At 71.1% G+C, this 19611-nt stretch carries 14 protein-coding genes; 8 read left to right on the top strand and 6 right to left on the bottom strand.

The window, feature by feature from the left end:
* Positions 1–520: 520 nt before the first annotated feature.
* The 5 genes from VF092_06270 to VF092_06250 form a co-directional block, all read right to left on the bottom strand.
* Positions 521–1804 carry an ABC transporter permease gene (locus tag VF092_06270; GenBank protein HEX6746885.1) on the bottom strand — a complete coding sequence of 428 codons (1284 nt, stop codon included), beginning with the start codon at positions 1802–1804 and terminating at the stop codon, positions 521–523.
* Positions 1797–2753 (bottom strand): ATP-binding cassette domain-containing protein, encoded by a 957-nt coding sequence (locus VF092_06265; GenBank protein ID HEX6746884.1) that lies wholly within the window; start codon positions 2751–2753, stop codon positions 1797–1799. Before VF092_06265 ends, VF092_06270 begins: the two co-directional genes overlap by 8 nt.
* 413 nt (positions 2754–3166) lie before the next feature.
* On the bottom strand, positions 3167–3364 hold the full coding sequence (locus VF092_06260) for a helix-turn-helix transcriptional regulator (protein ID HEX6746883.1): 198 nt from the start codon (positions 3362–3364) through the stop codon (positions 3167–3169).
* Positions 3361–3780: a hypothetical protein gene (locus VF092_06255; GenBank protein HEX6746882.1), complete on the bottom strand. Its 420-nt coding sequence runs from the start codon at positions 3778–3780 to the stop codon at positions 3361–3363. Before VF092_06255 ends, VF092_06260 begins: the two co-directional genes overlap by 4 nt.
* Before the next feature lie 206 nt (positions 3781–3986).
* Entirely contained in the window at positions 3987–4130 is a 144-nt protein-coding gene (locus VF092_06250) for a hypothetical protein (GenBank protein ID HEX6746881.1), read from the bottom strand.
* 218 nt (positions 4131–4348) lie between these two features.
* Between VF092_06250 and VF092_06245 the strand changes: the two genes are divergently transcribed.
* The 3 genes from VF092_06245 to VF092_06235 all read left to right on the top strand — a co-directional run bounded on the left by VF092_06245 (position 4349) and on the right by VF092_06235 (position 8421).
* A complete protein-coding gene (locus VF092_06245) occupies positions 4349–5119 on the top strand; it encodes an alpha/beta fold hydrolase (protein HEX6746880.1) in 771 nt (256 codons plus the stop codon).
* Positions 5120–5279: 160 nt separating this feature from the next.
* Positions 5280–6608, top strand: coding sequence for a hypothetical protein (locus VF092_06240; protein HEX6746879.1), 1329 nt, complete (start codon positions 5280–5282; stop codon positions 6606–6608).
* Between the two features lie 727 nt (positions 6609–7335).
* Positions 7336–8421 carry a tetratricopeptide repeat protein gene (locus VF092_06235; GenBank protein HEX6746878.1) on the top strand — a complete coding sequence of 362 codons (1086 nt, stop codon included), beginning with the start codon at positions 7336–7338 and terminating at the stop codon, positions 8419–8421.
* A 173-nt stretch (positions 8422–8594) separates the two neighbouring features.
* On the opposite strand, the gene VF092_06230 is transcribed toward VF092_06235, so the two are convergent.
* Positions 8595–12671: an ATP-binding protein gene (locus tag VF092_06230; GenBank protein ID HEX6746877.1), complete on the bottom strand. Its 4077-nt coding sequence runs from the start codon at positions 12669–12671 to the stop codon at positions 8595–8597.
* On the opposite strand from VF092_06230, the gene VF092_06225 reads away from it, so the two are divergent.
* From VF092_06225 to VF092_06205, 5 genes are all read left to right on the top strand, one after another.
* Positions 12670–13422: a creatininase family protein gene (locus VF092_06225; GenBank protein ID HEX6746876.1), complete on the top strand. Its 753-nt coding sequence runs from the start codon at positions 12670–12672 to the stop codon at positions 13420–13422. The genes VF092_06230 and VF092_06225 overlap by 2 nt on opposite strands.
* 487 nt (positions 13423–13909) lie before the next feature.
* Positions 13910–16624: a valine--tRNA ligase gene (locus VF092_06220; GenBank protein HEX6746875.1), complete on the top strand. Its 2715-nt coding sequence runs from the start codon at positions 13910–13912 to the stop codon at positions 16622–16624.
* On the top strand, positions 16621–17913 hold the full coding sequence (locus VF092_06215) for an Ig-like domain-containing protein (GenBank protein HEX6746874.1): 1293 nt from the start codon (positions 16621–16623) through the stop codon (positions 17911–17913). Before VF092_06220 ends, VF092_06215 begins: the two co-directional genes overlap by 4 nt.
* 54 nt (positions 17914–17967) lie before the next feature.
* A complete protein-coding gene (locus VF092_06210) occupies positions 17968–18759 on the top strand; it encodes an enoyl-ACP reductase (protein HEX6746873.1) in 792 nt (263 codons plus the stop codon).
* Between the two features lie 260 nt (positions 18760–19019).
* Positions 19020–19571 (top strand): HAD family hydrolase, encoded by a 552-nt coding sequence (locus VF092_06205; protein ID HEX6746872.1) that lies wholly within the window; start codon positions 19020–19022, stop codon positions 19569–19571.
* Positions 19572–19611: the final 40 nt, after the last annotated feature.

Genomic DNA, 19611 nt, shown 5'->3' with positions numbered 1-19611 from the left:
CGGTGCTCGGCAGCCCGTCGCCCGCGATGCGGAAGCCGAGCGAGAAGAGCTGACGCGACGCGGGGGCTGGCTCCGCGCTGAAGGGGAGGTGTCGGCGCGGCCGCAGGCGGCCCCCTCCCCCCGGCCCCCTCCCCCGCTTCGCAGGGGCGGGGGAGAACTAACCGCGGGGAAGATTTCGTCTTTCGAGTCGAAGCTCTGGCTGCGCTGAGGTCTCCCCTCCCCCATCCCTCCCCCCTCGTGGGGGAGGGGCCGGGGGTGGGGGGGAACCGCGGCGGCGCCGCGCCAATCTCCGCTCACCGCGAAATGCCGGGGTTTCTAACACCGGAGCCGCGGAGAACATCCTCGTTCTCCGCGGCTCCGTTTTGTGCATTTGCGCCGGCTATCGTGCCGAGCCGGCGATAGATCCTTCGGCCTGCAACCTTCGGCGCAGACGCGGATTACGGTCTGGCCGGCCTCAGCCTCAGGATGACGTCAGTCCGGGAACCGCCCGGATGCATCACCCAGACACTCAGTCGTCCAATCACGCGGCCCGCAGCCACTGGCCGAGCTCGGCGAGGGTGGGGCGCTTGCCGGTGCTCAGGATGCCGACGCGGTAGATCTTCCCGGCGATCCACGCCACCGCCAGCACCGTCACCACCATCAGCGCCAGCGAGCCGACGATCTGCACCGGCGGCACCGGCGCGGAGGCCAGCCGCATCGCCATCGTCACCGGCGCGGTGAAGGGGATCATCCCCAGCGTGGTGGCCACCGACCCCAGCGGGTCCGAGACGATGCGGAAGACGAGCGCCACCGGCACGATCAGCGGCATCATCACCAGGATCTGGAACTGCTGCGCCTCCTGCTCGCTGTTTACCGCCGCGCCCAGCGCCGCGTACAGCGCCGCGTAGAGCAGGAAGCCGAGCACGAAGAAGCCCGTCACCGCCAGCACCGTCCCCAGCGGCACGTGCACCACGTCCAGCGCGCCCGGCGGCAGCCCGAAGCGCTTCGTCAGCATGTCGGAGCGCGACGCGGCCACGCCCATGATGGCCCCCCAGATCGCCACCTGCAGCAGCGCCACCGCGCCCACGCCGATGATCTTCCCCAGCATCAGGTGGCTGGCCTTCATGGAGCTGACGATCACCTCGGAGATCTTGTTGGTCTTCTCCTCCAGCACGCTCCGCAGCACGTTCATCCCGTACAGCAGGATCATGAAGTAGGTGAGGAAGCCCACGATGTAGGCCAGGAAGAAGGCCGACGCCGCGCTCCCGCCCTCCTCGCCCTTGTCGGTGATGCGTGCCGTGCCCACGTCCACCCGCTTCACCAGCGCGGCCACCTGCGACGCGTCGAGCCCCGCCGCCTGCAGCCGCGCCGCCTGCGCCGCCTGCGTGGCCGCCCGCTGCACCGCGGAGAGGACCGAGAAGTTGGCCACGTTGCGCGCCCGGTACTCGGCGTGGCTGCTCTGCACGAAGTCCGGGGGGAGATAGAGGTAGCCGTCGATCTCCTTGGCCTGCACACGGCGGATCAGGTCCGCCTTCACCTGCGCCAGCGGCCGCGCCACGCGGTCGACGGTGAAGGTGACGGCGTCGTCGTCGCGGCCGCCGGCGGGCTGCGGCGCGGTCAGCAGCTGCACCACGGTCTGCCCCACGCCGGCCGGCGCCTGGTCGACCACCACGACGTGGCGCGAGCCGCCGCCGCCGCCCATGCGCGCGGGGATGATCCACATCGCCGCCATCAAGACGGGGAAGAGGATGGTGCCGAGCAGGAAGCTGCGGCTGCGCACGCGCTCCAGGAACTCGCGGCGCAATACGGTCATCACCTCAGACATGGGCCACCTCGGGACGGCGGTTGGGGGTCACGGCGCCGCCCACGCGGTCGATGAAGATCTCGTGGAGGGTCTTCCGCTCGCGCTCGAAGCGCACGACGGTGGCGTCGAGCTGCGCGAGCGCCTGCATCAGCGCGCGGGGATCGGCGCCCGGATCGAGCTCGACGCGCCATCCCTCGCCATCCCTGCGGACGGGGCCGAAGCGCGCCTCGTGCTCCATGAACGCGCGGGCGCCGCCGGTGGGCCGATCGAACTCCACGTACCAGCGGTTGCCCACGTTCTCGCTCCGCACGTCCTTCAGCCGCCCGTCCAGCACTTTCCGCCCCTGCGCGATGATGCACACCGCGTCGCACAGCTGCTCGGCCTGCTCCATGTTGTGGGTGCTGAAGATCACCGTCTTGCCGCGGTCGCGCGCGCCCAGGATGGTGTCGCGCAGCACCTCCTGGTTCACCGGGTCGAGGCCTGACTGCGGCTCGTCGAGGATCAGCAGGTCGGGGTCGTGGATGACGGTGGCGATGAACTGCACCTTCTGCTGCATCCCCTTCGACAGCGTCTCGACCTTCGCCATCTTCCAGTCGCCCAGCTCCATCCGCTCCAGCCACCCCTCGGCGTCGCGGCGGGCGGCGCGGCGGTCCGCGCCCTTCAATTCGGCGAAGAAGACGATGACGTCGGTCACCTTCATCTTGCGGTAGACGCCGCGCTCCTCGGGGAGGAAGCCCACGCGGCGCAGCACCGCGCGGTCGGCGGCGGGGTCGGCGCCCAGAAGCGAGATGCGGCCGGCGTCGCGGGCGATGATGTTCATCACCATCCGCAGCGTGGTGGACTTGCCCGCGCCGTTGGGGCCGAGGATGCCGTAGATGGAGCCCGTGGGGACGGAGAGGCTGAGGTCGTCCACCGCGGTGTGAGCGGAGTATCGCTTGGACACTCCCTCCAGGATCAATGCGTCGTTCATGCGGGTTTCGGGGGGATGGGGGATGCGCCGCGCGCTCGGCACGGCGGGGCGCAGCATTCAGCGCCGGGCGAAGATACGCAAGTCGTTGGCGGTACGATTCAGCGCGCGCCGCGAACGGCCGGTTCCGCGCCGCGAGCGGCGCGGATGCGGGCGTGAGTGATAACGGGATCGGGGTGAAGATCGGCGCGGACCGGATGCACCCTGCCCGCCGCGGGTGGCCCCCTCCCCCCGGCCCCCTCCCCCGCTTCGCAGGGGCGGGGGAGAACTCAGCGCGGGGGAAGATTCGGCTCTTTGAGCCAACGTTTGTCACCACGCTGAGGTCTCCCCTCCCCCATCCCTCCCCCCTCGTGGGGGAGGGGCCGGGGGTGGGGGGGAGCCGGCGGCCACACTGATCTCCGCTGCTCGCATTTTGTTCACGCCCCGTCCGGCTGGAAGATCGCCTCGATCGGCATCTCGAACACGGCGGAGATGCGGAAGGCCAGCGGGAGCGACGGGTCGTACTTCTCCGTCTCGATTGCGTTCACCGTCTGCCGCGAGACGGCCAGGTGCGCCGCCAGCTCCCCCTGCGACCAGCCGCGCTCGGCGCGCAGCACCCGCAGCCGGTTCCTCACCGGTAGCGCCGCGACGCCCACGCGTACGCGGCCACGTAGAAGAACACCATCGCCTCCCACGCGTCCTCCATCCGGAAGCCGCCAAGGTAGCCGCCCTTCTGCAGCCCCTCGATCGTGATGGCGCCGAGGACGGAGAGGACGAACGCGACCGCCACCGCCTCGAACACGATCCGGTGATGCAGCTCGTCCAGCCCGCGGATCCAGCGCACGAACGTCCACAGCAGGAAGGCGGACGGCGGCACCGCCAGCAGCGCCGCGGCGACACGCAGCACGCCCGACGGCTCCAGCCGCTTCAGGATCAGCGACGACAGGATCGCCCCGCCGGCCGTCAGCACCGCCGCGAAGTACGGGTGCACGTACCAGGGCATCCGCGGCGCCGCGCACGCGTCGGTTCGACGAACGACGTTCTCGGACATCGCACCCTCACAGGAGATGGGTCGGTGCTGCCAGGTTGCGATCAGCAGAGTAAAGCGTAGTTTACCTGATGTCAATGATGCTTTACAAGATCGAAGTAGGAAACCCTCTCCGCGCGCTCCGCGGGGAGAGGGTTTCCGCACGACCAGTGGGGGACTGGCGCAGGCCGATCCCCTGCTCATCACGCCGCGTTAGGTGCGGAGGACCGTCACGGGCAAATGTGGCCGCAGCTCCGCTTCTCGGTGCAGACGAGCGTGGCCGCGGCGTCGGCATCGTCGCCCGCCCAGTCGGTGGAGAGGACCTCGAAGCCTTCCACCCGCAGATCGTCGAGGCTCAGCTTTAGCGTCTTCATGCGGCACGTCCTCCTGCCGAGGGTGAATTTCCGGGCGAGACGTCGCCCGGGCTGCTGGCCTTCATTGCGCGAACCGACTGAACAGGCCAGCATAGATCGTCTGATAATGCAAGTTGAATGCAATTGGATCGATCTCCCGCTCGCTCAGGTTGCCCCTGCCATGGGAGAGTCGGCGGCGTGATGGATGATGGGCAGCGAACTTGCCAATGCCCGTCCGCATGGCGACGAAGATTCATCAGACGGTGAAGAGCGAGCGCGCGGTCCGCGGCGGGCGGCGTCTCGAAGTCGAGTTCCGCACCACGGGCGACCCGGTGCCGGGGATCCTCCTGCTGCCGGAGACGGCGCCCTCGGGCGGGGTGCTGCTGCTGCACGGCTACTCGTCGCGCAGCGAGCACATGGTGGCGGGGATCGGCGAGTCGCTGCAGCGGCACGGGCTGGCGAGCCTGGCCATCGACCTGCCGCTGCACGGCACCCGGCACGACCCGCTGCAGGCGCAGGCGGCGCGCAACCCGCTGGCCATCTTCGGCCTGTGGCGCCAGGCGCAGCGCGAGTGCAGGCTCGCCCTGCACTACCTCGGCGCCCGGGCGGAGGTCGACCGCGGCTGCATCGGCGTGGCCGGGTACTCGCTCGGCAGCTTCCTGGCGGTGATGCTGGCCGCCGACGAGCCGTCCGTTCGCGCCGTCGTCCTCGCCGCCGGCGGCGACCTCCCCGCCGAGACGCCGCTGGCGATGGCCGCGCGCGCGGTGGCCGATCCGCTGCGCGCCGTGCGCAGGCTGGACGGGCGGCCGCTGCTGATGGTGCACGGCCGCTACGACCGCACCATGAAGCCGGAACAGGCGAAGCGCCTGTTCGAGGCCGCGCGCGAGCCCAAGGAGATCCGCTGGTGGAACGCCGGCCACCGCCTTCCCCCCGAGGCCATCGACGATGCCGCCGACTGGCTGGTCCGCGAGCTCGGCCGCGAGAAAAGCCAGCGGCGCGCCACGGGTTGAGCGGATCCTCTTCAGAAGCGGCGACAGCTCTGGAGACAATGCACCGAAGTCGCCGTTGCAATGGCTCGCACTCCGCCTCCGCAGACTTCGTCTGGTGCGGTCAGCAGCGTTGATCAGGGTGGACTAGCTTCCCCGCAACGAATAGTATACGCCTACTTTCGTGCTGATCTTGCTGCGCGTGTCCCACCTGCCCGATTTCTCCCGCCGGACGACGCCAGTGCGAAGACGAGTGCTGATCAAAACGTCGAGAGACGGCTATCTCGCCACGACTCCGCATGGAGAAGCGACGGGCGCCGCCGTGCTCCGCGAGCTCGTCGACGATCCGCTCTGCGTCGCAGTCTACCAGGCGATCCGGCTGGTCACGTCCTGGTTTCTTCAGCCGCCACAACAGCGCTCCGATCTTCTCGATCCCCTCACGGTCGAAGCTCTTCTCCCGCGGATCGCCGGGGAGGATCCGTTCAGGGACGGTGACCCCCGAGGCGCGCTCGTATGCATCCTCGGTGAGCTGACAGCCAGTGAGCCCGATCTCCGGCGCATCGCGCTGTCGTGCCTGGCCGTGGCTGATTGGGCACTCTCGCAGAGCGCGATCGACACCGCGCTTTCCTTCGCGCGCGCGGCGGCGCTAATCGGCGCGAGCGCACGGTACGCCTGGGTGACGGGCCGCCTGCACCGCGAGCACAGCCGGGCTCAGCAAGCCGAAATCTGGTTCCAGGTCGCGTACGTCCTCGCCGAAAGAGAGCGCGACTGGGATATCCGGGCGCGGTCGCTGACCTCGTGGGGCCATGTTCACCTAAACGTCGGGCGGTACTTCACGGCCCGCGACCTCTTCCAGCGCGCGCTGTCTACGGCGCAGCGATTCCAATTGGGAGATCGCGAGGTCGAGGCACACCACTACCTGTTCACCGTTGCGCGAGCCGTTTCCGACCACGCCGGTGCGATGGAGCACAGTGCCGCTGCTGCCCGCGAATACGGCCCGGATCATCCCCGACTTCCCTACTTCGCACACGACCTCGCCTGCTACTGGATGGATAGGGGCGATTACCAGCACGCGCTGGAAGTCCTCCTTGCATTGCTCGACAACCACTTCGCCGACGTGCCCGATGAGCGGCTGCTTGTCCGTGGATCGTCGCTGCGAGCTGCGGGAGGCTGCGGAAGGCCCGACGTGTTCGAGCGCCTGCTTCCAGCGGTGCTTGACCATCAGCGGGCGTCCGATTCGCCGTGGGTTGCGCAAGCGCTGTTCATGGCAGCACGCGGAGCGGCCAGCCTGAAGCGCTGGGATGTCGCGGAGACACTGCTTGTATCGGCCATCGAATCTGCCCGGAGCACCAATCAGAACGATACCCGGCTATCGGCCGAGGATCTGCTCGCCCAGGTGCGCACCGAAAGCCACACCGAGCTGCTTGCGGTCTACGAGCCGGCGAATGTCGAGGTCGCTCGATCTACCGTCCGCGCCCTGGTTGCCAGTTCCGCATCCATGGAATCGGCGTAAAAGTGGAGGGCGGCGCCGCTCAGGCTCCCCCTCCGAACGTACCTGGACCATGCTTCGTTGTATCGCCCGCCATGTCGGTATGTACCGGCGTTGCGGGCGTTGTGATTTCTGTGCTTTTGGAGCAGGCGGCCCCGGCGATGAGGAGCAGTGCGAGAGCAAGGCAGAATATCGGGCTGCGCATGGCTGGAACTCCCGTGTTGCACGGTGGATGAACAGGGTGACCCCCTATCATCCGGTGTACACTTTCATTCGTCAACACAAACCTTGCCGAAAATGACCGGAAGACGATCGCGAAGAGCAAAAAGGTCCGGGACTGCCTCTCGGCAGCCCCGGTCCTTTACAGCGGCTCACGTAAACCTCCCCTTAATCGACGATGTTCGATATCTCCCGCTCTGACAGCTCCACACCGACTCCTCACGCGTGACGCTGGGGAAATCCTCCAGCGTTCCCCGCCTACCTTTCATGGCCTCAAGCAACGCCTTCAGCGGGCTCGTCGCATCGCGTTGACCACGGGTGTGCTACGAGGATCTCTGATCAGGAACGTACCCAGACGAGGGCTCCCGCATTGCAAACCGGCATCAAGTAATCGCGGAGACGTGTGCAAAGTAGACGAATCGTGCCTGTCCGCGTAGAATAGCCCGCCTCCTTCATCGGACCCTCTGACGTCCTCCTCCGCGTGCGGAAAGATCTCGCCACACCACCTGTGGGTACGGGGACCGAGGCTGCCATGCTCGGCGAGCTTCACCTGCACCCCATGTGTTTCGCTGCGTGGCAGGTTTTCCGGTTGGTGACTGCATGGGCTGCTCAGCCGCAGCATAACCGCTTCGGTTTTCTCGAGATCGAAGGTGTGCGGGCGCTGATGATCCGGATTGCCGGCAACGACCTCGCTCCCGCTGATGAGCCGCGTGTCGCGCTCCTCTGCGTGCTCAGTGAGATGATCGCCGCCACGGCCGACCTGCAGCGCCTCGCCTCCGCGTGCATGGTCGTCACGGATTGGGCACTCACCGTCAGCGCTGTCGAGACGGCATTGGCGTATGCTGGTGCAGCGGCCGAGGTTTCTGGCAATGCGCGATTTACGTGGGTTGCCGGGATGCTTCACCGCGAGAACGGGCGAGTCCTGCAGTCAGAGGGATGGTTCCAGAAAGCACATCGTCTGGCCATGCGCAGCCATGACTGGGATGTTCGGGCACGATCGCTGATGTCGAGCGGGCGCATGCTCCTGACCGTGGGGAAATACCGGGAAGCGCGCGAGTATTTCGAGCGGGCGCTACTTGTGGCCGAGCGGTTTCGACTGGAGGACCGCAGGATGGAGGCACACCACCACCTGTTCGATGCAGCGGTCGCGATGAGGGACTTCACCCGCGTTGCCAAGCACAGCAGGATCGTCGCGAGCGCCTATGGGCCCGATCACCCGCGCTACCCGTACTTCTCCCACGACCTCGCGGTTTACTGGGCGGATCGCGGGGATTACGAGCGCGCTCTCGGTATGCTGAGTCCGTTGCTGGATCGACACTTCCACGAGGATGCGTCTGTGCGGCTGCTGGCATTTGGTTCGGCGCTGCGCGCTGCGGCAGGATGTGGAGATCGTCGACTGTTCGACCGGCTGCTGCCGGAATTCGCCGATCTGCGCGAGCCGGCCGGCCCCTCGCCGCTGGTGGCGCAGGCGCTGTACACCGCCGGGCTCGGCGCGTCGATGCTGCGGCGATGGTCCGACGCGGAGGAGCTTCTGGTCCCCGCGCTCGAGGCCGCGGAGCACACCGGCCAGGAGGACACGCGATCCGCGGCGGAGAAGCTCCTCGAACGGCTTCCATGACATACGAGGCCGGCTCACCTTGCGGGGCCGGCCTCGCTCCGTCGAAGTCCGCGAAGGCGGACCGGGTGCCGTTGCAGCCGCGAGTCCACTCGCTCCTGACCCGGCGGTCGCGCCCAACCGTCCCGCGCACGCGTACGATCCTCCCACAATGCGGTTGAAATCGCGATCGCGGCTTACGCCCCCACGCCCGCGCCGTTCGCCGCGCGGAGGCGGAGGTGCACGGTGGTGCCGCGGCCTACGGCGGAGTCGACGGTGATCTCGGCGCCCCAGGACTCGACCATGCGGCGGACGATGGCCAGGCCCAGCCCCGTGCCGCTGCTGCGCGTGCTGAAGCGCGGCTCGAAGATGCGGGGCAGCTGCTCGGGGCCGATCCCCTCGCCGGTGTCGGCCACGTCGACGTGCACCCACGCCCCCCCGCCCGCCGGCGCGGCGCTGATCCGCACCTGGCCGTGCCCGTCGAGCGCGGCACGGGCGTTCTCCAGCAGGTTTACCAGCACCTCGCGCAGCTCGCCCTCGCGCGCCAGCGCCGGCGGCGCGCCATCCTCCATCTCCAGCGCGTAGTCGATCCCGTCGTCGCCACCGCGGTAGAGGGCGAGCGTGTCCTCGGCCACGCGCCGCACGTCCACCGGCTCCAGCGCCTCGCCGCCTTCCGAGGGTGTGCCGAAGCGGCTGAACGCGCGCGCGATCTCGCCCAGGCGGTCGATTTCGCGCAGCACCGCGTCGACGTTGCGGTCCAGGATCGCCCCGAAGTCGTCGCGCCCGTCGGCCCAGGCGCGGCGCACGTGCTGCACGGCCAGCTTGATGGGCGTCAGCGGGTTCTTGATCTCGTGCGCCACCTGCCGCGCCATCTCGCCCCACGCCAGCACGCGCGCCGAGCGGATCTCCGCCGTCACGTCCTCCACCACCAGCACCGCGCCGCGCGCGCCCTCCTCCACCGGCAGTCGGCGGAGACGGAGACGCACGACCCGACCGTCCACCTCGCGCTCCTCCGTCAGCTCCCGCGGCCCGCTGGCGAGGAAGGCGCGCACCGTCGCGGCCACCGCGGCGGGGAGGGGGCGGTCCTCGGGGATGCGGTCGCCGGGCTCCAACTCCGCGCCCAGGATCTGCCCCGCGCGCGGGTTGATCAGCGCCACGCGGCCGCTCGAGTCCAGCGCGACGACGCCCGTCCCCGCTTCCGCGACGATCGCCTCCGTGCGCCGCGTCTCGCGCACCAGCGCCGACTGCGCGTGGCGGAGGCGGCGCACCATGCGGTTGAAGGCGCGGTACAGCCCGCCGAACTCGTCGCGGCGCTGCGCGGGAAGGCGCACGCGCAGGTCGCCCTCGCCCACGGAGGCCGAGGCGGCGCTCATCGCCTCGATCGGGCGCGAGAGCGCGCGGCCGACCAGGAGGGAGAGGACGATCGACGTTCCCGCACCGAAGAGGACGGCCAGGAGGATGACGTCGGCCAGCTCGCGCTGCCGCCGCGCGATCTCCCCCGTCGCCAGAGGGGTGGGGGATGCGAGCACGTCCTGGTCGCCCACGCGGCGGTAGGCGACGAGGTACTCGCGCCCGGCCAGCTGCCGCTCCTCGTGCGCCTGCGCCGCCTCGTCCACGGTGAAGGCGAGATAGGTGTGGGTCGGGAGCCAGGCGTGGTACAGCCCCAGATCGATCACCTCGGGCGTGGCCGCCTCGGCCAGCACGCCGCGGTGGTAGAGGAGGTAGTCGGCCCCGAAGTGCTGGGCCAGCTCGCCGATGGAGGCGCCGTTGACCTCCTCGGCGGCCTGCGCCAGCGCGCGGTCGGCCAGCGCGGCGGCGGTGCGCACCACCTCGCGGCTCAGCGCGCGGTACGCCGTCTCGCCGAACGCCGCCATCGGCAGGAGGAAGAAGACGAACAGCGCCAGCGTCAGCCGTCCCCGGAAGGTCCAGAACCATCCCCACTGTCCCGAGGCGAGCCCCAGCGGCTCGCCGCAGAGGGTGCGGGCGAGGGCCCAGAGCACCGTCATCACCCCCAGCGTCAGCAACAGCGCCAGCAGCGCGCGGGCGAGCAGGATCCCCCGCGACGGCGTGGGCACCTCCAGGTGCGCGTGCATCGGGCCACTGGGGAAGCGGACCACGGCCTCGCTCCGCCACCCGTTCTCCGTCCGCACCCACCCCGGCGCGTGCGTCCCCGCCGCGGGGACCAGGGAGAGCGTGGCGGCGCCCTCGTCGCCCTCCGTCTCCGCCGCGGGGTCCAGGAAGCGCGCCAGCGCCGTCGACCGGCCCAGGTGGCGCCGCGGCGGCACCGCCACCGTCACCGTCCGTCCCCCAGGCAGGGGGACCACGAGGAGGTAGTGGAGCTGATCCAGGTCGGTGAAGCGCTGGACGATGGGCTCCTCCGAGGCGCGGGCCGACTGCAGCACCTCGTCCACCCGCTCGGGCGGGATCTCCGCGTCCGACAGCCGCAGCTCGGCCGCGGCGTTGTTGCGGTCCCACAACGTGATGCGCGCCTCGTATCCCTCCTTCGCCAATCCCCCCTCCACCCACGCCTGGTAGAGGAGGCTCACGCCATCGCGCCCCTCCGCCGCGTAGAAGAGCACCTTCTCGGCGAACTGGCGGAGGAGGAAGTCGAGGAACGGGTCCGGCTGCACGCCGAGCCGCGCGAGCTCCGTGTCCGCCTGCTGCAGCCGCGCGTTCTGGTGCAGAGTCCACAGCTGCGAGAGGGAGAGCGACGCGCCGATCCAGCCCACGGCGATCCACGGCAGCAGCGCGCCGCGGCTGACCTGCGAGCGCGTCATGGCCGCGGCGGCAAGGGCGAAGGGGACGGCCCAGAGCGCCGGCGTCCACACCGGCGCCTGGCGCCCCGGCTGCCACCAGAGCCAGAGCCCCACCGCCAGCGCCGTCGCCGTGGCGAACGCCAGGATGACGAGGGCGGCGCGGGTCCGCACCCGCGGCGCGCGCTCGGGGCGGCCGAGGAGCGCGAGGAGGGGGAGCGCGCAGAGCAGAGAGAGGGCGATGAACAGCGCCGGCCCGCCCGCCGCGCGCGCCGCCAGCACCCCCGGCGCAGCGGATTCGCGGACGAGCCAGACGGCGAGCACGAGCGCGCCCGCCGCCGCGGCCACGCGCACGGGGAAGGGGAGGATGGCCACGGCCCTGGGCGTCCTCCGCCGCGACAGGAGCCAGACCGCGGCGCCGCAGAGGACGATCAGCAGCTGGCCGAGGTTGACGTCGCCGGGGAGCGGGAGGACGAAGGAGAGAGGCGAGAACGCGCCCTCGCCGCCTGTCATCCGCCCCGAGGTGACCAGGAGGAGCGCCAGGGTGATGGCGCCCACGGGGATCCCCGACGGCCCTGCGCGCTTGCGGTACCAGGCGATGGCCAGGACCAGCGCGGCCGCCGCCAGGGCGATCCCCGACGCGGCGCGCCCCCGCCGGGCGACGCGGTCGCGCCAGTGCTCCTGGGTGATGGTGGCGAAGACCGCGCTCAGGATCTTGCGGGGGTTCGGCGGCGGCGTGGACCAGTCCCACACCCGCCCCTGCGCGCGTTCGGGCGTGGTGAAGCGCGGCGTGACCCCGAAGCGCCTGGCGAAGCGTTCCGCGTACGGCCGCGTCCCCTCGCCCACGGCCACGTGCGCCTCCAGCAGCACGGCCGCGACGGCGACGCGCCCGCCGGAGAGAAGGCGGGTGAAGTAGAGGTAGCCGAAGAGGGGACCGGAAGAGAACGACGAGTCGAGGTAACCGCTGCTCACCGAGTCGGGGACGTTCCCCCTGTGCTCGCCCGCCCACGCCAGCGGCGATCCGTCGGGGAGGTAGACGGCCAGCGCGGTGACGCCGGCGCGGCGCCGCTGCTCCTCCATCTGCCGGAAGTAGCCCACGGTCGCGCGCGGGGGACGGCCCCGCGCCGTCGCCGCGCTGTCGTAGGCGGCGGCGCTGTCCACCGCCTGGAAGCCGTAGACGAAGATGTCGGCCAGCCCCTGGTTCAGCTCGGCGCCGGCGCGCTCCTCGGCCGCGAAGCGCACCGCGTCCCAGTGCACGGAGATGCGATGGAGGCGAAACTGCACCGCGCCCCCTATACTCACGGCGGCCACCAGCGCGGCGGCGCCGGCCACGCGCCCCCTGCTGCCGTCGGCCCACAGCGCCCACGCCAGCGTTCCCGCGCCCGCGACCACCAGCGGGACGGGGGAGAGGCGGAGCATCCACGCCGCCATCGCGAGCACCGCCGTCCATCCCCCGATCCACGCCAGCACGGGGCGCGGGGCGATGCGGCGGGACGGACCCGACCGAGCCGGAGCGTCCATGACGTCAGCCACGCAGCCCCCGCGGTCGTACGCCATCGCCGACCTGCCGTGGACCGAGGTGGCCGCGCACCTGGCCACCGACCGCCGGCTGATCGTGCCCGTGGGCTCGTGCGAGCAGCAGGGGCCGCATCTCCCCGTCGGCGCGGCCACGGCGCTGGCCGAGGCGCTGGCCGCCGACCTGTCGCGCGAGTTCGGGGTGCTGCGCGCGCCCACGCTGCACTACGGCGTGAACCCGCTCTCCGAGCGCGACTACGCGGGCGCGGCGGGGTTCAGCGGCAAGACGCTGCACCGCGGGCTGAACGAGCTGGTGAGCGACTGGGCGTGCCAGGGGGTGAGCGAGTTCATCTTCATCACCGCCAGCACGCACGACCCGCACGTGGAGGCCGTGGCCACGGTGCGGGCGGAGGGCGCGCGGGTGCGCGTGGTGCAGGCGCTGTCGGTCGATCTCGCGCAATTCCTGGACGGGGAGAAGGGGCCCGAGCACGCGGGCGAGGCGCTGACCTCGCTCCTGCTGCACCTGCGCCCGGGCGTGGTGCGGATGGACCGCGCGCGCGACTTCCAGCTGGCGCCGGAGCTCGTGAAGCGGTGCATGTCGCCCGCCGGGCGCGCCCTTCCCGACGAGAGCCCGGGCGTGGTCGGCGAGCCGTCGCACGCCACCACCGAGAAGGGCAAACGAATGTACGAACATATCCTGCAGAAGATCCGCAACAAAGTCTTCATCGCGCCGGAGACCGAGGCGCCGGAGGGGTGAATCGCGGGAAATGTCCGGGGTGAGGCTCGGCTCCGGGAACCGGCTTCCGTGCGGCCGCGGGCGGGCCCCCTCCCCCCGGCCCCCTCCCCCGCTTCGCAGGGGCGGGGGAGAACTCAGCACCGGATCAGGCTTCCGCGCTGAGCTTCGCCTCAGCTGTGGCCAGCTGAATGCTTCCCCACCGGCGCCGCACCTATCCCCGCGCTGAGGTCTCCCCCTCCCCCAGTCGGTTTTGGGGGAGGGGGCGGGGGGAGAGGGCCTCCGCGCCGGGCGAGCACGATCTCTCCCCGCCGCACCGAAGCTTTCCTCGCTGCATGTTCGTCCGTCATCCACAGCCGTCTCCCCCATCCTTATCGCGCGATGAAACACGTCTCCGAACCGCCCTCCCTCGCTTGACCGCTTCCCCACCCCCCGGTAACATTCCGGGCTTCCAGTTGTTGCCATTCCACGGGGCTTTCGCGGCCTCGTTTTTCACCGGAGCTGTGCGAACGTGGCCGAGGCGCTGCCCCCCACCTACGACCCCAGGGAGAACGAAGCGTCCCTCTACCGCCAGTGGGAGGAGGCCGGCTACTTCCACGCCGACGAGGCCTCGGGCCGCACCGCGTACGTCATCCCCATCCCCCCGCCCAACGTGACCGCGCCCCTGCACATGGGGCACGGGCTGAACAACACCATCCAGGACGCGCTGGTCCGCTGGCGCCGCATGCAGGGGTGGGAGGCGCTCTGGATCCCCGGCAGCGACCACGCCGGCATCGCCACGCAGAACGTGGTGGAGCGGGTGATCGCCAGGGACGGGCTGACGCGCGACGACCTGGGGCGCGAGGCCTTCGTGGGGCGCGTGTGGGAGTTCGTGCACGAGACGGGCGGGCGGATCTACGACCAGCTGCGCGCCATCGGCTCGTCGCTCGACTGGCCGCGCGCGCGCTTCACCCTCGACCCGGGGCTGTCGAGCGCGGTGCGCGAGGTGTTCGTCCGCCTGTACGAGAAGGACCTGGTCTACCGCGGCCACCGCATCATCAACTGGTGCCCGCGCTGCCTGACCGCCCTCAGCGACGAGGAGGCCGAGCCCGAGGAGACGCAGGGGAAGCTCTGGCATCTCCGCTACCCGCTGGCCGAGGGCGTCGACGCGCCGGGCTTCCCGCGCCTGACGGACGGCCGTCCGTACATCGTCGTGGCGACGACCCGGCCGGAGACGATGCTGGGGGATACGTGCGTCGCCGTGCACCCGGACGACGAGCGGTACCGGGCGATCGTGGGGAAGGAGGTGGACCTCCCCCTCACCGGCCGCCGCATCCCCGTGGTCGCCGACAGCTACGTGGACCCGGAGTTCGGGTCGGGCGCGGTGAAGATCACCCCCGCGCACGACCCCAACGACTTCGAGGTGGCCCAGCGCGTGGGCGCCCCCGCGCTCGACGTGATGACGCCCGACGCGGTGATGAGCGACGCCGCGCCCGAGGCGTTCCGCGGGATGGACCGCTTCGAGGCGCGCCGCGCCGTGGTCGCCGCGTTCGCCGGGCTGGGGCTGTTGGAGAAGACGGAGGAGCACGCGCACGCCGTCCCCCACTGCTACCGCTGCGGGACCGTGGTGGAGCCGCGGCTGAGCGACCAGTGGTTCGTGCGGATGGCGCCGCTGGCCGCGCCCGCGCTGCAGGCCTGGCGCGACGGCAGGGTGCGCTTCCACCCCGAGCGCTTCGGGCGGACGTACGAGCACTGGATGGAGAACATCCGCGACTGGTGCATCTCCCGTCAGCTCTGGTGGGGCCACCGCATCCCCGTCTGGTACTGCCAGGCGCCCGGGTGCGGGGAGATGGTCGTTGCGCGCGAAGATCCGTCCGCGTGTCCGAAGTGCGGGGGGGAGCTGCGGCAGGACGAGGACGTGCTGGACACCTGGTTCAGCTCGTGGCTGTGGCCCTTCTCCACCCTCGGCTGGCCGGAGCGGACGGCCGACCTGGAGCGCTTCTACCCGAACTCGACCCTCGTCTCCGGGCAGGACATCATCTTCTTCTGGATCGCCCGCATGGTGATGGCGGGGATCGAGTTCATGGGCGAGGTGCCGTTCCGCGACGTCTACCTCACGGGGATGGTGCGCGACCACCTGGGCCGGAAGATGTCGAAGTCGCTGGGGAACGGGATCGATCCCATCGAGGTGGTGGAGCGCTTCGGCGCCGACGCGCTGCGCTTCACGGTGATCACCGGCGCCGGGCCGGGGATGGACCAGTATCTCAACTACCAGGACCTGGAGCTGGCCTTCGGGCCCGGGCGCAACTTCGCCAACAAGCTCTGGAACGCCGGCCGCTTCGCCCTGATGACGCTGGGCGAGGGCGAGCGCGTCCCCGTCGACGAGGTGGCCGACGCGCTCGAGCTCTCCGACCGCTGGATCCTTTCCCGCATCTCCCGCGCGACGCGCGAGGTGACGGGGGCGATGGAGCGCTTCCGCTTCCAGGACGCCAGCCAGCGCGCCTACGACGTGTTCTGGGGCGACCTGGCGGACTGGTACCTGGAGATGGCCAAGCCGCGCCTGTACGGCGACGCGGGCGACGCCAGCCGCCGCGCCGCGCAGGCCGTCCTCGCCGAGGTGCTGGACCGGGCGATGCGGCTGCTGCACCCGATCATGCCCTTCATCACCGAGGTGGTCTGGCAGCGCCTGCCGCACGCGCCGGTGGAGGCGCCGTCGCTGATGGTGGCGCAGTGGCCCGAGCCGGTGGAGGCGTGGGAAGACGCCGCCGCCGAGGCCGCCTTCGCCGAGCTGCAGGAGGTGGTCGTCGAGGTGCGGCGGATGCGGCAGGAGTACGGGATCCAGCCCGGCGTGCGCGTTCCGCTGCGCGCCGTCCCCGCGAACGACGCGGTGCGGGCCACGCTGGAGGCCGGCCGCCGCGCGCTGCTGGACCTGGCGCGCGTGGACGACCTGGGCTTCGGCACGGGGAATGGCGGCGTGGGCGCCAGCGCCGTCCTCCCCTCGGGCACCGAGCTCTTCCTTCCCCTGGCCGGGGTGATCGACCTGGAGCGCGAGCGCGGCCGCCTGCGCGACGAGGCGGCGCGGATCGAGAACCTGGCGGCGGGGACGGAGAAGAAGCTGGCGAACGAGGGATTCGTGGCCAAGGCGCCCGCCGAGGTGGTGGAGCGCGAGCGCGAGAAGCTGGCCGGCTACCGCGACCAGCTGCAGAAGCTGCGCGCCAAGCTGGCCGCGCTGGAGGGCGCGGCGTGAGGGGCGCCTTCGTCGCGCTCTACGGCGCCGCCGCCGCGCTGGCCGCGGCGGGGCTCGCGGCTTCGGGGGGATGCGCGCACGTCGAGGCGCCCCCGGGCGGCGTGCCCGACAGCGCCGCGCCGCGGCTGGAGAGCACGCGCCCCGACACCTTCGCGCGCCTGCGCTCGTACCTGGGCGCGGTGGTCTTCCAGTACGACGAGGGGCTGTCGGAGCGCGGCGTCGACACGCTGGTGACGGTGAGCCCGCGCACCAGCAGCGTGGCGGTCGACAAGAGCGGCAGCCGCATCAGCGTGTCGCTGCGGCGGGGATGGGAGCCGAACCGCGTGTACCAGGTGACGGTGCATCCGGGGCTGACGGACCTGTTCGGAAACACGACGAAAGAGGCGCAGACGCTGGTCTTCTCCACCGGCCCGGAGATCGTGCCCACCGTGGCGACGGGCCGCGTGGTGCTGCGGACCACGCTCGAGGCGGCGCGCGGCGCGCGGGTGGAGCTGATCCACCAGCCCGACTCGGTGCTGTACGAGACCAGGCCCGACTCCGCGGGCCGGTGGGTGGTGATGTATCTCCCCGAGGGCGACTACCGCGTCCGCGCGTACAACGACACGAACCACGACGACCAGCTGCAGCCGTACGAGGCGTTCGACACCACGTTCGTCCGCGTGGTGCGCACCGACACCGCCCGCGCGCGCCGGCTGGCCCTGCTGGCGCCCGACACCAGCGCGCCCAAGCCGGGTTCGGCCACGGGCGAGGGCGACGTGATCGAGGTGAAGTTCGACGACTTCCTGGACCCGGCGCAGCCGCCGACGGCCGCGCAGGTGACCGTCACCGCCGCGGGCGGGGCCGCGGTGGCGGTGCGCGAAGTGCGGGTGGGCCCGTTTCCCGACACCGCCGCGCGCGCCGACAGCGCCGCTCAGGACACCGGCCGCGCCGCCGCCGCCCGGCGGGACAGCATCCGGGCCGCCGCTGCCGCGGCGGCGGCCGCGGCCCGGAACGCGGAGCCGGTGCCCTCGCAGTCGCTGTTCGTGCGCACCGCGCAGCCGCTGGCGCCGGACACGCGCTATACGGTGACGGTGGTCAACGCGCGCAACCTCGTGGGCCTCGCCGGCGGGGGGCAGGTGGAGCTGCGGACGGCGCGTGCCGCGCCCGCGCCGCCGCCGCCCGCTCCGACGCGATCGGACAGCGTGCGCCCCGCGCCGACGCGTCCCGGCGGGCAGCCGCCGGCGCCGCCCCCGCCGCGGCCGCAGACCTCGCCCGCGCCGGTGGCCGCGCCGCCGCGCGGGCGGCGGTGAGATCGTAATCGACGAAGCTCCAGCTTCTTCATCCTTTTGCCCGAAACCGGACTTATGGCCGAAAGCTCGCCGCTCGCGGGACTGCTCGCCGGCAGGAAGGGCCTGATCGTCGGCGTCGCCAACCGCAACTCCATCGCCTGGGCGTGCGCCCGCGTCCTGGACGAGGCGGGGATGCAGCTCGCCTTCACCTACCAGGGCGAGGTGATGCGCGACCGCGTCGTGAAGACCACGGCGGAGATGGGCGAGGTGCCCCTCTTCGACCTGGACGTCACCCACGACGAGCAGATCGACGCCGTCCACGACGAGGTCGAGAAGTGGTGCGGTGGCCGTCTCGACTTCCTCCTCCACTCGGTCGCCTTCGCGCCCAGCACGGCGATGAGCAACGCCTTCATCGAGACGCAGCGCGCCGACTGGGCCACCGCGATGGACATCAGCGCATACTCGCTGGTCGCGCTCACGCGACGCTTCTCGCCGCTGATGGAGAACGGCGGCAGCATCGTCACCATGAGCTACTACGGCTCGCAGAAGGCGGTGCCGGGCTACAACGTGATGGGCGTGGCCAAGGCGGCGCTCGAGGCGTCGGTGCGGTACCTGGCGGTGGACCTGGGGCCGCGCGGCGTGCGGGTGAACGCGGTGAGTGCGGGCGCCATCAACACGCTGGCGGCGCGCGGCGTGGCGCACTTCCGCGACCTGATGAAGATCACCGGCGAGCGCGCGCCGCTGAAGCGCACGGTGGAGGTGGAGGAGGTCGGCCGGGCGACGCTGTTCCTGGCCTCGGACCTCTCCAGCGGCATCACCGGCGAGACGATGTACGTGGACGCCGGGTTCAACATCACGGCCGGCTAGGGGACAGGTTACAGGGGACAGCAGGTCTTCCCGGTCCTCGCCCGAAAGGCCCTCACCCGGAAAAACGAGCCGTGACGGTACTGCTGTCACGGCTCGTTTTTCCGACCTCTCCCAAAACAGCCTGGGAGAGGTAACAGCAAACTCGCGTTGCGTTTAGTTCTCCCCCTTCTCCCGCAGTTTGGGAGAAGGGGGTCGGGGGGATGAGGGGCCTCGCGCGCAGCGCGCCCGCCTTCTCCCCGCCGCATCTTCTCCCGAGATCGATGCTCGCTCCCGCCGCGATGCGCGCCGCCGTGTTCCTGGACCGCGACGGCACGCTGATCGAGGACCGCCACTATCTCTCCGATCCCGCGGGTGTCGTGCTCCTCCCCAGCGCGGCGGAGGCGGTACGGCGGCTGAACGAGCGCGGATGGCTGGCCGTGCTGGTGACGAACCAGTCCGGCATCGGTCGCGGGATGTTCGGGGAAGATGACTACGCCGCCGTCCACCGCCGCCTGGTCGAGCTGCTCGCGACGAAAGGGGCGCGGCTGGACGCCGAGTACCACTGCCCGCTCGCGCCCGGCGATCCCGATCCCCACCACATGCGCAAGCCCGGCGCGGGGATGTACCGCCGCGCCGCCGCGGAGCACGGCATCGACCTCGCCCGCTCCTGGCTCGTCGGCGACCGGGTGCGCGACGCCATCCCCGCGCGCGAGCTGGGCGCGTCCGCCCTCCTCGTCCACAGCCCGCAGACAGAGGTGGAGGAGGCGGGCCGGCTCGGCATCCCAATCGTCCCATCGCTCGCCGAAGCGGTGGGGCGGATCGGGCATCCATAAAGAAATCTCACGCAGAGGCCGCAGAGGTCGCAGAGGAATT

This window comes from Longimicrobium sp. (genome assembly GCA_036377595.1).
Taxonomy (GTDB): domain Bacteria; phylum Gemmatimonadota; class Gemmatimonadetes; order Longimicrobiales; family Longimicrobiaceae; genus Longimicrobium.
Note: the sequence above shows the minus strand (reverse complement) of the source record. Positions and strands in the feature narration are given on the sequence as shown.

What these genes read in the sequence shown, in the direction of transcription:
- VF092_06265 (HEX6746884.1), bottom strand. Translation starts at nt 2,753, where the DNA reads ATGAACGACGCATTGATCCTGGAGGGAGTGTCCAAGCGATACTCCGCT.
- VF092_06255 (HEX6746882.1), bottom strand. Translation starts at nt 3,780, where the DNA reads ATGTCCGAGAACGTCGTTCGTCGAACCGACGCGTGCGCGGCGCCGCGG.
- VF092_06250 (HEX6746881.1), bottom strand. Translation starts at nt 4,130, where the DNA reads ATGAAGACGCTAAAGCTGAGCCTCGACGATCTGCGGGTGGAAGGCTTC.
- VF092_06225 (HEX6746876.1), top strand. Translation starts at nt 12,670, where the DNA reads ATGACGTCAGCCACGCAGCCCCCGCGGTCGTACGCCATCGCCGACCTG.
- VF092_06205 (HEX6746872.1), top strand. Translation starts at nt 19,020, where the DNA reads ATGCTCGCTCCCGCCGCGATGCGCGCCGCCGTGTTCCTGGACCGCGAC.
- VF092_06230 (HEX6746877.1), bottom strand. Translation starts at nt 12,671, where the DNA reads ATGGACGCTCCGGCTCGGTCGGGTCCGTCCCGCCGCATCGCCCCGCGC.
- VF092_06235 (HEX6746878.1), top strand. Translation starts at nt 7,336, where the DNA reads ATGCTCGGCGAGCTTCACCTGCACCCCATGTGTTTCGCTGCGTGGCAG.
- VF092_06270 (HEX6746885.1), bottom strand. Translation starts at nt 1,804, where the DNA reads ATGTCTGAGGTGATGACCGTATTGCGCCGCGAGTTCCTGGAGCGCGTG.
- VF092_06210 (HEX6746873.1), top strand. Translation starts at nt 17,968, where the DNA reads ATGGCCGAAAGCTCGCCGCTCGCGGGACTGCTCGCCGGCAGGAAGGGC.
- VF092_06245 (HEX6746880.1), top strand. Translation starts at nt 4,349, where the DNA reads ATGGCGACGAAGATTCATCAGACGGTGAAGAGCGAGCGCGCGGTCCGC.